This is a genomic window from Streptomyces sp. a15, assembly GCF_059026085.1.
In genome coordinates, this window is the sequence record NZ_JBWLKM010000146.1 from 1 (window position 1) to 12,649 (window position 12,649).

Annotated in this window: 10 protein-coding genes and 1 pseudogene; 6 read left to right on the forward strand and 5 right to left on the reverse strand. The window is 69.6% G+C overall.

The window, feature by feature from the left end:
* Positions 1-759 precede the first annotated feature (759 nt).
* Positions 760-1,248, reverse strand: a complete 489-nt coding sequence (locus AC5P09_RS49660) for a hypothetical protein (protein ID WP_266451850.1) — start codon at positions 1,246-1,248, stop codon at positions 760-762.
* Between the two features lie 288 nt (positions 1,249-1,536).
* Between AC5P09_RS49660 and AC5P09_RS49665 the strand changes: the two genes are divergently transcribed.
* Positions 1,537-2,100: a cysteine hydrolase family protein gene (locus AC5P09_RS49665; protein ID WP_493880263.1), complete on the forward strand. Its 564-nt coding sequence runs from the start codon at positions 1,537-1,539 to the stop codon at positions 2,098-2,100.
* A gap of 339 nt (positions 2,101-2,439) precedes the next feature.
* On the opposite strand, the gene AC5P09_RS49670 is transcribed toward AC5P09_RS49665, so the two are convergent.
* The 4 genes from AC5P09_RS49670 to AC5P09_RS49685 form a co-directional block, all read right to left on the reverse strand.
* Positions 2,440-3,315 (reverse strand): PhzF family phenazine biosynthesis isomerase, encoded by an 876-nt coding sequence (locus AC5P09_RS49670; RefSeq protein WP_493880264.1) that lies wholly within the window; start codon positions 3,313-3,315, stop codon positions 2,440-2,442.
* Between the two features lie 187 nt (positions 3,316-3,502).
* Positions 3,503-4,246: an SOS response-associated peptidase gene (locus AC5P09_RS49675; protein ID WP_493880265.1), complete on the reverse strand. Its 744-nt coding sequence runs from the start codon at positions 4,244-4,246 to the stop codon at positions 3,503-3,505.
* Positions 4,247-4,858: 612 nt separating this feature from the next.
* Entirely contained in the window at positions 4,859-5,275 is a 417-nt protein-coding gene (locus tag AC5P09_RS49680; RefSeq protein WP_493880266.1) for a glycoside hydrolase family 95-like protein, read from the reverse strand.
* A gap of 349 nt (positions 5,276-5,624) precedes the next feature.
* Positions 5,625-6,143 carry a hypothetical protein gene (locus AC5P09_RS49685; RefSeq protein WP_493880267.1) on the reverse strand — a complete coding sequence of 173 codons (519 nt, stop codon included), beginning with the start codon at positions 6,141-6,143 and terminating at the stop codon, positions 5,625-5,627.
* 476 nt (positions 6,144-6,619) lie between these two features.
* On the opposite strand from AC5P09_RS49685, the gene AC5P09_RS49690 reads away from it, so the two are divergent.
* The 5 genes and pseudogenes from AC5P09_RS49690 (at position 6,620) to AC5P09_RS49710 (ending at position 12,319) form a co-directional block, all read left to right on the forward strand.
* Complete coding sequence (locus AC5P09_RS49690; protein WP_493880268.1) at positions 6,620-8,173, forward strand: ABC transporter substrate-binding protein; 1,554 nt, start codon at positions 6,620-6,622, stop codon at positions 8,171-8,173.
* A 15-nt stretch (positions 8,174-8,188) separates the two neighbouring features.
* Positions 8,189-9,115 carry an ABC transporter permease gene (locus tag AC5P09_RS49695; RefSeq protein ID WP_493880269.1) on the forward strand — a complete coding sequence of 309 codons (927 nt, stop codon included), beginning with the start codon at positions 8,189-8,191 and terminating at the stop codon, positions 9,113-9,115.
* Positions 9,116-9,471: 356 nt separating this feature from the next.
* Positions 9,472-10,023 (forward strand): annotated as a pseudogene (locus tag AC5P09_RS49700) (ABC transporter permease); the annotation flags it as partial.
* 309 nt (positions 10,024-10,332) lie between these two features.
* Complete coding sequence (locus tag AC5P09_RS49705) at positions 10,333-11,298, forward strand: ABC transporter ATP-binding protein (RefSeq protein WP_493880271.1); 966 nt, start codon at positions 10,333-10,335, stop codon at positions 11,296-11,298.
* Entirely contained in the window at positions 11,291-12,319 is a 1,029-nt protein-coding gene (locus AC5P09_RS49710; protein ID WP_493880270.1) for an ABC transporter ATP-binding protein, read from the forward strand. The genes AC5P09_RS49705 and AC5P09_RS49710 overlap by 8 nt, the downstream gene beginning before the upstream one ends.
* Positions 12,320-12,649: the final 330 nt, after the last annotated feature.

Genomic DNA, 12,649 nt, shown 5'->3' on the forward strand with positions numbered 1-12,649 from the left:
GGCCTTTCGTCCGGCACGCCGAGAGCACGCACCGGACACCGCGGGCACCGCACAGGACTTTCGAAACACCCCCTAGGTCGACCCCGACCACCCCGCCCACGTCCTCTACACCCATCCCACCCCTCAGCCCGACCTCCGGTCCGGCCCAGCCCAGCGGTATCAACCCGAGCCGAGCCGAGCCGGGCCGGACCGGACGGCTCCCAGGGGGTGGGGAAGCCGCGATCGGGGTCGCGGCCCTGTTCGAGGTCGAACGGGGCAAAGTCGACTACGGGCGGGCCCGTTGTCACACAGTTCGGGTTCTCGGGACCCGACAGCCAAGACGCTCCCAGCGACTGACGAAACCCAGCCGACGCCCCCCAACTCCCAGCCAGCCGGGGCTCGCGGGACATGGCCGCCCGGTCTGCCATCGGCTCCGCCGTCACGACGATGCGCTTCGCGTGTTGTGCTGCTGACTGCCGCGATCGGCGACCCCGGTAACGGTTCGACGGCTTCGCGGAGTCCTGGCACAGTGGCGCACTATGGCGAACGTCGAGCTCCTGACACGCGGGACGCACCGCTCATCAGAACCAAGACCGCGGGCTGAGCACTGGTCGTTCGGGTAGGCGCCGGCCAAGCCATGGTTCGGGCCACGAGGAGTCCGTCTGACGCGCAAGCCAGCGCGTACGTGGCCGCCGTTCGATTACAGGTCCTGGTGGGCATCAGCGGAGCCGCTGGAAAGCTACGCGCAGCGCAGCGCACCGACCGTGGACTGAGCCGGCGTCACCACGTCAGGGTCAGCGAACCTCCGACCGGCAGGGTGTGCCAGCGGTCGGCGTACTCGTCGAACCGGGACACGATCCGGTCGACCACCGAGGGGATCTCCCCCGCCGTCACATACGCCGGCAGCTCCCGCGCGTGGCCGTGCCGCACCTCCCATACGGGTACGGCGATGCCCGCCAGCTCCTCCGATCTGGCCATGTCGGCCTTCGCCTGAGGGGATGACTGCACTCGCTTCGACTTGCGACGCCGGGCTGCCTTGGCGCGCTCCGCGGGGTCGGCCGGCCAGAACAGGCCGTTGTCACCGGCGGCCAGCCGCCCGTAGACCCCGAGCTTGATGCCCGCCTCCGCCTCGACGAGGAAGTGCACCAAGTCGTGGGGAAGATACGGATGCCCACCGGGCCCGTTGCGCGGAGCGAGCGCGGCACCGGTCTCGCGGTGCACGGCGATGTCGTAACTCGTACCGGGCCCCTTGGTGAAAACAACGCGCATGCCCTGCACGCTAGGTGGACTGCCCGTCGTACGCACCTGGTTTTCCGGTGCGCGTGGCGGGCTCGCCACCTGTGTTGCGGCAGTTGCGACGCCTCAATGGCTGAAAGGACACGGAGGCGCGGCGAACGCGTGAGGACACCGACGGAGATGACTGTGACGCCGTTCAGCGGCCCCAGGGAGTGGCTTGAGTCGGGACCACTTGGCGATGAGGATCTCTGAAACCTCCACCGCAGTTCGGTTGATCCACCAGACTTCCCGTTGTTTCCCGACGGAGAAGGGACGGCAAGCATGGCGAAGAGCGCACTTCTGGTGATGGACGTCCAACGGGACATCGTGGCCATCGCCGACGACGGTTCCGGATATCTGCCGCGCTTGCGCAGGGCGATCGACGGTGCCCGGGCTGCCGGCATCCCCGTGATCTACGTGGTGATCGGGTTACGGCCGGGTGATCCAGAAGTCAGCCCTCGCAACAAGGTGATCACAAACGCCGTGCGGGCCGGCCTGTTCACCGAGGGTGCCCCTGGCACCGAGATCCATGACGACGTCGCGCCCCAGCAGGGCGACGTCGTGGTTACCAAGAGGCGGGGGAGCGCGTTCTCGGGCAGCGACCTCGACCTGGTACTCAGGGCTCGCGACATCGACAGCCTTGTTCTCACCGGCATTGCCACCAGCGCTGTAGTGCTGGCCACCCTGTGGCACGCCATCGACCTGGAGTTCGGCCTCACCGTCCTGGCGGATGCCTGCCTCGACACCGACCCCGAGGTGCACACGATGCTCATCGAAAAGCTCTTCCCGCAGTGGGCAGATGTCCTCGCCGTCGAGGACTGGCTCAAAGCCATCGCACGGCAATAGCGGGAGGCGGTTCGGACCCTCGTGTGCGTGTCGAGACGGCATCGTCTTCCGCGCTGCCGACATGGAGCGAGCCAGGCGATCGGACTCGGTGCCGGTCTCGATGAGGGTGGCGTTGAAGGTGAGCCTGTCCAGTTCGAGATGGCCGAGTTCATCGATTTCGAGAACGTGTTGAACTGACGCACGCCCTCGAGGACTTCGGCCGAGTTGCGCCGTGCCGGGTGGATTGAGCGGCTGGGGGACTGGGCGCGCAGCGTGATGCACGGCCCTGCCTACTTCGCTCCGTCGGAGATGGCGGAGCGAAGTAGGGAGGGCCGCGAAGTGACCGGCACGGCCGGCGCCTTAGCCGATGCGGGCTCCTGCGCCGCCGACACGGACGCGCGGATCACCCGCGCGGAGCGTCACCGTGAGTTCCCCAGGGCGGCCCAGGTCCTCGCCCTGGTGCAGGGTGAGGACGGCATCCTCGGGGACCAGGCCGAACTCACGGGCGTACGCACCGAACGCGGCGGCCGCGGCCCCGGTCGCCGGGTCCTCGACGACGCCGCCGACGGGGAACGGGTCACGGACATGGAAGACGGTGGCCGACTCCCGCCACACCAGCTGGACCGTGGTCAGGTCCAAGCGGTGCATCAGGACTTCGAGGCGCGCGAAGTCGTACGCGAGATCCGCGAGGCGGGCACGTGTCGCCGCCGCGAGAACGAGATGTCGGGCGCCGGCGAACGCGATACGGGGCGGGAAGGCCGGGTCGAGATCGGTGGCGGGCCAGCCGAGCGCGGCGAGCGCCTCCGCGAGGTCGGCGTCGGCGATCTCCTCGATGTGCGCCTCCACACTGGTGAGCGTGGCCCTGACGGTCCCGCCTTCCTCGGTCACCTCCACCGGCACGGTGCCGGCCCGCGTCGCGAACACCAGCTGCCCCGGGCCCATCCGCTCGGCGAGCGCGACGGCGGTCGCGACGGTGGCGTGCCCGCAGAACGGCACCTCGGCCTTGGGGCTGAAGTAACGGATGCTGTACGCGCGCCCCTCCTGGCCGCCGAGGCCTTCCGGGGGCGCGGTCAGGAACGCGGACTCCGAGTATCCGAGCTCGGCGGCGATGGCCAGCATGTCGCTGTCGTCCAGGGCGGTGGCGTCCAGAACGACACCGGCGGGGTTTCCGCCGTCGGGGGCACTGGAGAAGGCGGTGTAGCGCAGTACCTCGGGTCGCGGCGCGTTCGTCGTCATGCTCGCGGCAACGCGGGGCGGGCCTGCGGCTATTCCTGGACACGGGCGGAGTCAAAGACGGACGCCCGCGGCGGAGCCGTACCGAGGAAGGGCAGTCGGAACCCGGACCCGGCCTCACGCCACCCGGGCGAGGCTGAGACCGGCCCGTTGCCCGGCGACACAGAGGTGGCGCCGGACCGCTGCACACCTACACGGCGATCTCGTCCAGGAGGTGAGGGCCGTTGTTGCGGACGTTGTTGACGGATGGGGAGACCGGCCGGGCGTCCAGGTGACCGTCGGCGGGCTGGGTGAGCAGGGCGCGCAGGTCGTCCGGGTCCTGGTGGCGGGGGTCGAGCCACGCGTCGTAGTGGTCCGGTGGGAGGGCGAGCGGCATGCGGGGATGGACTCGGCCGGCCGCGTCGGTGGCCTCGGTGGTGAGGATGGTGCAGGTCACCAGCCAGGCGGCAGGGTCGTCGTCCCGCCGGATTTCCGGATTGCGCCAGTACTCGTACAGGCCGGCGAGCGCCATGACCTGCTCGTCCTCTGGATGGATGAAGTACGGCTGTTTGCGTGCCTTGCCGGTGGCGGGGTCCTTGGCCTGCTCCCACTCGTAGAAGCCGTCGGCCGGCAGCAGGCAGCGACGGCGGGCGAATGCGCGGCGGAAGGCGGGTTTCTCGTGCACGGTCTCGACCCGTGCGTTGATCATCCGCGCGCCGATCTTCAGGTCTTTCGCCCAGGAGGGCACCAGGCCCCAGCGCAGCGGCCGCAGCTCACGCTCCGCCGCTTCGGCATCGTCCTTCTCGCGTGGGACGCGCTCGAGGACAGCCCACACGTTGTCGGTCGGGGCCACGTTCCAGTTCGGGGCCAGTGCCTCCTCGGCACGCCAGTCGGTGACCTGGAAGAGCTGGACCAGGTCCTCGGGGCTGCGAGTGGAGGCGTAGCGACCGCACATACAGACCACTGTGCCACCGCCTCCTCAGCCCGCAAGCATGCTGGTGCATGTCGTATGGATGGATGTCCGGACCACGCCGCTGCCCTCGGGACAGATCGGGTACTTGTCCGTCAGCTGCCGGTCCTCGGAGCCGGTGCAGTTCCATGCGGCGTTGGCATTGGCCGTTCCGTAGCCTGGGTGACGACGTCCGTTGGTGCCAGTTCTCCGACGAAGCCGCGAAGGACTCGGCCGCTGTCGCGGAGAACGCGGAGAACGCGGCGGACCCCAAGGACTCCAAGGACTCCAAGGACTCCAAGGACTCCAAAGGCGTCAGCGTCTCGTTCAAGACCGGCACCGTCACCTGTCTGGCTCCGGGCAAGTACATCGTGGCGGTCACGGGCAAGGACGACAGCAGTTCCTCGTCGCCGAGGACCCGCCAAGGTCGAGGTCAGCAACGGCATAGCTGCCACCATCCGGGACGACCACTGAGCAGCGTCCCCCACCGGGGCTGGCCCCGCGTGCAGCCGCTCCGGCACGCGCGGGCCCGCCGCGGCACAACCGGCCGACGGCCATGGTGGTCAGCCGGGCAGCCCCAGCGCGGTGCCTCTTCGTTCGGCTCGACAGGCGTGATCCTCAGGTCGGGACGGTCGCCCCTGGCGGTGATGAGCGCCGAATCCCCCTTCGGCAGGGCGACTTGGATCGCACCGTCGCCCACGGACTCGTACCGCAACGGCGTCCCCTGCCGTCCCGTACCTCGACCGGGCCGGTGATGCCGTGCCGTACGACGCAGGGGGTGCCCGCCTCGCTGTGCAGCCGGATCCAGCGGGTCACCCCGTCCTTGCGTACGGCACTGAGCAGGAATGCCCCCTGGGTACGGAAGTTGTGCACTGTCAGATCCGCCCAGACAGCCGGCAGCGCGGGGAAGACGCGGATGGTGCCGCCCCAGGACTGGCAGACCATGTCGTGCAGGGACTGGGCGGCCGAGAAGGGGGTCTCGATGACCGGGCCCGTTTCCTGGTACATGGTGTTGGGCTGGATGAAGCGGGTCATCAGCTGGCCCAGGTAGCTGAGCGCGTCCTCCCCCCTTGCCCAGCAGCGCCGACATCGAGGCGGCGCCGGTGAACATGTAGTCCTGGTGGGCGCCTTCGAAGCCCACCCAGTGGGCCAGTGACTTCTCGATCAGCGCCCTCTCCTCGGGCGTGCGGCCGGTCAGTTCGTACAGCGGGTAGACGGCCAGGAGATGCGAGTAGTGGCGGTGCGATTTGGCGAAGGGTATGTCCGCGCCGATCATGAAGCCGTTGCCGTCGGTCGGGTAGTCGGCCCGTCTGGCCAGGACCTCACGCCAGCGCGGTGCCAACTCGTCGTCGATCCGCAGGAGTTCGGCGCGTCACCTCGACGGTCAGCGTGGAGAGGGAGTTGTCACCAGGGCGCGGATGGTGAGGGTGCCCCGGTCCGTGGTGAGCGTGCCGGTCAGCTCGGCGTCGCGCAGGCCGAGCCTCCAGTCCAGGCCGGTGATCGTGCCCACCGGCTCCAGCGTGAAGTGGCCGATCGGCAGCCGTGCGAGCCCGAACAGTGAGCCGAACTGCGGGCGGTGGTCCTGCACTTCGGAGTGCTGCACGTTGAAGCGGACGGCTTGCAAGGTGCCGTCCTCGGCAGCCGGTTCGGCGTAGATCCCCGAACCGAGGGAGCCGTTGCCCAGGAACGGGCCCTCGTACCAGGTCTTCGGCATCCGCTGCCAGACCAGGTCGGCGTCGTCGAGGACGGTGCGCCAGGGATCGAAGCCGGCCGGCGTCGCGTTCGCCGCTCCGGCCGGGGCGGGCAGGCCTCCCGCGAGCAGCGTCCCGCCGAGCACGGAGCCGGTGGCAAGCACGGTACGTCTGGACGGACGGCTGAACGGTCGGCTGTACGGGCTGGGCATCGCCCTCCTTGAGGCTCGTACGACTCACGGAGATTCATCGGATCTATCCCAGAGCGCAGGGGGGAGAGATGATGCAACATGTCGTCAATACATCCAGAAGAGATCCGATGTATTGAGTCGTACGAAGATGCCAGGCGCGCCGGAGCACGCACCCCGCCGCGCGCCTCACCCGCTACGCAGCGGGCGGCGCGGGGAGACATGGCCAAGCGCCGCGCCAGGCAAGAGGCGGACGCATTCACGAGCATGGACAGCCGTGCGGCCGCTCGCAGACCTGGCACCCACGCCGACATGGAACAAAGATCAGAGTTCCGCTGCACACCCCTTGACCCACTCGCCGTCACCGACCGCATAATGGCAAGCCATCAGTCGTCCACATATCTAAACCTGGTTTTCTCTTATGGACAGTCCGTGATCGACTCGGTTCGGTCGAGCGAGCGCACACGGGCCATGGAGGCACAGTGACCGGTTCAGGCTCAGTGACCACTCGTGCGAGCGCCCCTCGCCCCCGACAACGCGCCGCGGGCGCGTTGCTGTCCGTCCTCACGCTCGTGGGCGTCTCCGCTTGTTCCGTCGCCGGTGCCGACCCCATCGGCGAAGGTCCCGGCACCCTGCGCATCGTCCTGCCCGAGGAGCCGCCGACCCTGGAGCCCTGTGACGCCTCGCTCACCGCGACCGGACGAGTGACCCGCGCCAACATCACGGAGGCCCTCACGGAGCGCGATCCGTCCACCGGTCGACTGGAGCCGGCCTTGGCCGTCAAGTGGGCACGCGCCTCCGCCACTTCATGGACCTTCACCATCCGCCAGGGCGTCACCTTCCATGACGGTTCGCCCTTCACGGCCGCCGCGGCCGCGTTCTCGATCAAACGCGCCACCGATTCGGCCATCGACTGCAACGTCGACGGATACATCTTCAGCGACAGCGAGGTCACCGCCACCGCCGTCGACGACGCGACGCTCGAGGTCAGGACGGCCGAGCCCGACCCGATCCTCCCCTTACGCCTGTCGTTCGTCGAGATGGTGCCGACGAGTACGGACCCCGTGTCCCGGGTGCGTGAGCCGATCGGGACCGGGCCGTACCGGGTCGACGAGTGGAGCCAGGGCCGCTTTCTGCGGCTCAAGCGCTACGCCGACTACTGGGGCGAGACCCCCGAATTCGCCGCGGCCAAGTACGTGTGGCGGGCGGAGGGCAGTGTGCGCGCGGCCATGGTCACCAACGGCGAGGCGGATGTCGCCATCGGGCTCGCCCCCGAGGACGGAGCGGGCGACCGCGCGGTGGAGTTCACCACCAACGAGGTCTCGTACCTCAGGATCGACGCCACCGAGGCACCTCTCGACGACATCCGGATCCGCCGGGCCATCAACTACGCCATCGACAGGGAAGGGCTGGTCACGGCCGTCTTCTCGGGCCGCCCCAGCGGGCAGCTGGTGTCGAAGGGCGTCACCGGGTACAACCCGCGGATCAGGCCGTGGCCGTACGACCCGGAGCGCGCCAAGGAACTGGTGGCCCAGGCCCGCGCCGACGGCGTACCGACCGGCACCACCATCACCCTGATCGGCCGCAACGGCATCTACCCGAAGGCCGCAGAGGCCATGGAGGTGGTGCAGGACGGCCTGCTCAAGGCCGGACTGAAGGTCGAGATCAAGATGCTCGACGTCAACGCCTGGCTGGAGTACCTGCTGCGCCCCTTCCCCAACGGCAAGGGCCCCACCCTCCTCCAGGCCCAGCACGGCAACCAGGCGGGAGACGCCGCCTTCACGATGGGACAGATCTACGGCAGTGAGGGCGCGCAGAGCAGCTACGGCACCCCCGCGCTCGACGCGGCGATCGAGAAGGCCCAACTGGCCTCCGGTGTCCAGCGGCAGAAGGCGTTCGCGGAGGCCTTCGCCCAGCAGAACGACGAGGTCGTACGCGATGCCGTGATGGCCAACATGACCGGCATCCTGGCCCTCTCCCCCGACATCCGCTACCGGCCGGACTCGGCGACCAACGACGAGATGCGGCTCGCCGACATGCGCCGCGCGGACTGAGGGAGGAGCGGACCGATGTTCATCATGCTGCGCCGCCGCGCGGTCTCCAGCGTCATCCCCCTGCTGGTCGTGGTCCTCGGGGTGTTCTTCCTGGCCCGCCTCACCGGAGACCCCGCCAATCTGTATCTCCCGCTCAGTGCGACACCCGAGATGAGGGCCGAGTTCGCCGCCCGCAACGGCTTCGACCAGCCGCTGGTCAGCCAGTTCGGCGACTACGTGGCACAGGTCGCCCGTCTCGACTTCGGTGAGTCGCTGCGCACCGCCCAGCCGGCCGGCGAGGCGGCGCTGCGGGCCTTCCCCGCCACCCTCCAACTGGCCGGGTGGACGATGCTGCTCGCCCTCGTGGGTGCCGTGGTGATCGGCAGTCTGGCGGCCTACCGTCCCAACTCGGCGACCGACCGGATCGCGAGCTTCCTGTCCTCGACGGCCGCCAGCGTCCCCGACTTCTGGTTCGCCATCATGGGGGTGCTCGTCTTCGCGGTGACGCTGGGCTGGCTGCCCACCTCCGGCACGAACGGCGCGACGGCCTGGGTCCTGCCAGTGGCCACGCTGCTCATCCGGCCCTTCGGGGTGCTGGTCCAGGTGGTCCGTGGCGCCATGGTGTCCGCGCTGTCGGCCCCTTACGTCAAGGTGGCGCGCAGCAAGGGCGCCAGCGAGGGACGAGTGGTCTTCGGACACGCCCTGCGCAACGCCGCGGCACCGGTGCTCACGGTTGCCGGTGACCTCGCCGTAGGTCTCGTCAACGGCGCGGTCGTCGTCGAGACGATCTTCGGCTGGCCGGGCATCGGCAAGCTCATGATCGACTCGGTGCTGCAGCGGGACTTCGCGGTCCTGCAGGCGGCTGTGCTGGTGACCGCTCTGGTGATCTTCGCGCTCAACATCCTGGTGGACATCTGCCACGCGCTCCTCGACCCACGTGTGCGACTGCGGGCGGCGGCGTGAGTCAAGGAGGGGACATGCTCCGGACGGAGCCGAACAGCGGCCAGGACAACGAGCCCGGCCTGAAGGCGGACAAGCAGGCGTCGGACCTGAAGGCGGACAAGCAGGCGTCACGTCCCAGGTGGCCCGCTCTGCTCCTCCAGGACCGGTTCGCCTTCGCGGCGGCGCTGGTGCTGGTCGCGGTCGCGGTGTGCGCCGTACTGGGACCTTTCCTGGTCGGGGATCTGGCGACGCGTCAGAACCTGCGTGATCCGGGCCGGCCGCCTTTCAGCCTCGACCACGGCTGGGCCTACGTACTGGGCAGCGATTCCCTGGGGCGGCCCGTCGCCGCACGGCTGATAGCGGCGGCCGGCACGACGATGTCGGTGGCCGTGCCCGCGGTGCTGTGCTCACTGGTCGTCGGTTCGATCTGGGGCATGTGGGCGGGCTTTCACGGGGGTTGGCGCGAGAACGTGTCCCTGCGGATCGCCGACGTCATCCTCAGCTTCCCGTCCCTGCTGCTGGCCGTCGTGGTGCTCTACGTCTTCTCGCCGAGCGCCGCCGCCATCGTGCTGGTCCTGTCCGTCGCCCGGATCCCCGTCTATCTGCGCACCGCGCGAGCGGAGTCCGCCGAGCTGCGCAGCCGGCTGTTCATGGACGCGGCCCGCACCTTCGGCACCGGCAGCTGGGCGTCCATCCGACGCCACGTCGCTCCCACGGTCCTGCCCACCCTGCTCACCGTCGCCGCCCTCGACTTCTGCTTCGTGATGCTGACCGAGTCGTCGCTCAGCTTCCTGGGGATCGGCATCCAGCCGCCGGACGTGAGCTGGGGACTGATGGTGGCTCAAGGACGGCAGGAGTTGAGCAGCGCCTGGTGGATCGCGGTCTTTCCCGGTCTCGCCATCGTCGTCACCACCGTGTCGGCGACCGTCCTAGCGGCCTGGGCCCGGTTGTCGACGGACCCGGGGCAGCGGTGGCGGCACGGTCTGCCGGGCCGCCGGCGCATGCTGCGCCGCCGTGCGGCGGCCGACCGCGGCGCGAAAGCATCGGTCCCGGTGGACGAGCGCGAGGCAGCCGCCTCGACGCGCGCCGTCGAGCACGACACCGCTGCGCCCGGCCGCATCGTCGGGCATGACGGGCATGACGGGCATGACGGCCATGACTCCGCCGGACCCGGCCCGGCCCTCGGGCACCGCACCACCGCGCCGGTTCCCGCGAGCGCATCGCCGCAGCCCGACGCCCTGGTCGTGGAAGACCTCTCCGTCGACATCCACACCCCGGCCGGCCCGGCCGCCGTGGTGCGCGGCGTGAGCTTCTCCGTACGCTCCGGCGAAACGCTGGCCCTGCTGGGCGAGTCCGGATGCGGCAAGAGCATGACCGCGCACGCCGTCGCCGGTCTGCTCGAACCCGCCGCGGAAGTCGTGGGCGGACAGGCCCGGTTGGACGGCGACGACCTGCTCGCCCTCTCGGGCAGGTCCAGGCGCAGGCTCGCCGGCCCCGGCCTGGGCATCGTCTTCCAGGACGCCCTCAGCGCGCTCAACCCCGTCCACACGGTGGGCGCGCAGCTCGCCGAACCGTTCCGTATCCACGAGAGGATGTCCCGTCGCGCCGCGCGGGCCAAAGCGGTGGAACTGATGGAGCGGGTCGGCATCCCGGAGGCCCGCTCGCGGGCAGGCGCCTACCCGCACCAGTTCTCCGGAGGTATGCGGCAACGGCTGCTGATCGCCATGGCGGTCGCGCTGCGCCCGAAGGTTCTGCTGGCCGACGAGCCCACGACGGCACTCGATGTCACCGTGCAGGCCCAGATCATGGATCTCCTCGGCGAACTGCGCGGCGAGCAGCGGATGGCGCTGGTGCTCATCACCCACGACCTGGGGCTCGTCTCCGACCATGCGGACCGGGTCGCCGTGATGTACGCGGGTACGATCGTGGAGACGGGCCCCGTGGCCACGGTGTTCGGCAAGCCCAATCACCCGTACACCCGAGGGCTGTTGGAGTCGGTGCCGGCCGAGCAGCACAAGGGCACCCGGCTGAGCTCGATTCCCGGGAGCCCGCCCGATCCCCGCTCCGTGCCCACCGGTTGTGCCTTCCGCACGCGCTGTCCGATCGCCCGCGAGGTGTGCGCCACGCACCGGCCGACACTGATCGCGACCGGGGCCGATCGTGCCGCCGCCTGTCATTTCGGGAAGGAACTCGCCGATGCCTGAGCCCGGGACGCTGCTGGAGGCCGCCGGCCTGGTCAAGAGCTTCGCGGTACCGCGCACCGCGAAGGGCAGTAGGAGGATGCGCGCGGTCGACGGGGTGGATCTGAGCCTGGGCCGCGGCGAGACTCTCGGCCTGGTCGGCGAGTCCGGCTGCGGGAAGTCCACGCTGGCCAGGATCCTGCTGATGCTGGAGCGCCCCGACGAAGGAACCGTTCGTTTCGACGGGGTCGATCCCTTCACCTTGTCGGGCGCCCGCCTGCTCGCCTGGCGTCGCAAGGTCCAGATGGTCTTCCAGGACCCGTTCGGCTCGCTCAACCCCCGGCTGTGTGCGGCGGATCTGATCGGCGAGCCCTGGCTCACCCACCGGGACCTCGTGCCCGCTTCCCGACGGGCGGCGCGCGTGGGCGAGTTGCTGGAGATGGTCGGGCTGCGCGCGTCCGACGCCCGCCGTTACCCGCAGGAGTTCTCGGGTGGTCAGCGGCAGCGGATCGGCATCGCCCGCGCGCTCGCGCTGGAGCCCGAGGTCATCGTCTGCGACGAGCCGGTCTCCGCGCTGGATCTGTCGGTGCAGGCACAGGTTCTCAACCTGCTCGGCGACCTGCGGGACGAGTTGGGGCTGTCGTACCTGTTCATCTCGCACGACCTGTCCGTGGTGCGGCACGTGGCCGACCGCGTCGCCGTGATGTACCTGGGCAGGATCGTCGAGTCGGGCCCCGCGGAGGAGGTCTTCGAGCGCCCGTACCACCCGTACACGGCCGCCCTTCTGTCGGCCGCGCCCTCCTTGGCGGCCGGCGGCAGCAGGGCGAAGCGGGAGCGCATCGTCCTCACCGGCGAGATCCCCTCACCGGCCGACCCGCCGTCCGGATGCCGGTTCCGGACCCGGTGCTGGCGAGCGGAGGACATCTGCGCCGAAACCGCCCCCAGCGCTGTGTTTCCGCTCGCGACGGCATCCCATACAGCAGCCTGCCACTTCCCACTGGAGGAGACACCTGCGCCCAACAGCCGTGCTGCCATGGGCAGATGAGGAGAGCGCGAGGAGAAAACGCCTCTGCGGCGGGGAGTTGCGTGCATGAACTCTTGACGTCTCACTTCGCGACTGGATACTTGCCGACATCCGGCTTCCGGAGCGCCCGTTGTGAACGTTGCGACAGACAGTGATACCTGGGCAGCATTTCGAATACCGTGCGGTCTATCGGCCGGTGCGTCTTCATCGCAACCGTCCCTAAAGACTGAGCGGGAAGTGAGTCCTGTTGCCAGAACCCATGCTCAGCCGAACACCCCGAGCGGTGTTGGGCGTTCTGGTTGCCCGCGTTCGCTCCGCGGTCCGGCGGCACGGATCGTGTCCGTGGTCCGG

What these genes read in the sequence shown, in the direction of transcription:
- AC5P09_RS49660 (WP_266451850.1), bottom strand. Translation starts at nt 1,248, where the DNA reads ATGCGCGTTGTTTTCACCAAGGGGCCCGGTACGAGTTACGACATCGCC.
- AC5P09_RS49665 (WP_493880263.1), top strand. Translation starts at nt 1,537, where the DNA reads ATGGCGAAGAGCGCACTTCTGGTGATGGACGTCCAACGGGACATCGTG.
- AC5P09_RS49670 (WP_493880264.1), bottom strand. Translation starts at nt 3,315, where the DNA reads ATGACGACGAACGCGCCGCGACCCGAGGTACTGCGCTACACCGCCTTC.
- AC5P09_RS49675 (WP_493880265.1), bottom strand. Translation starts at nt 4,246, where the DNA reads ATGTGCGGTCGCTACGCCTCCACTCGCAGCCCCGAGGACCTGGTCCAG.
- AC5P09_RS49680 (WP_493880266.1), bottom strand. Translation starts at nt 5,275, where the DNA reads ATGACCCGCTTCATCCAGCCCAACACCATGTACCAGGAAACGGGCCCG.
- AC5P09_RS49685 (WP_493880267.1), bottom strand. Translation starts at nt 6,143, where the DNA reads ATGCCCAGCCCGTACAGCCGACCGTTCAGCCGTCCGTCCAGACGTACC.
- AC5P09_RS49695 (WP_493880269.1), top strand. Translation starts at nt 8,189, where the DNA reads ATGTTCATCATGCTGCGCCGCCGCGCGGTCTCCAGCGTCATCCCCCTG.
- AC5P09_RS49710 (WP_493880270.1), top strand. Translation starts at nt 11,291, where the DNA reads ATGCCTGAGCCCGGGACGCTGCTGGAGGCCGCCGGCCTGGTCAAGAGC.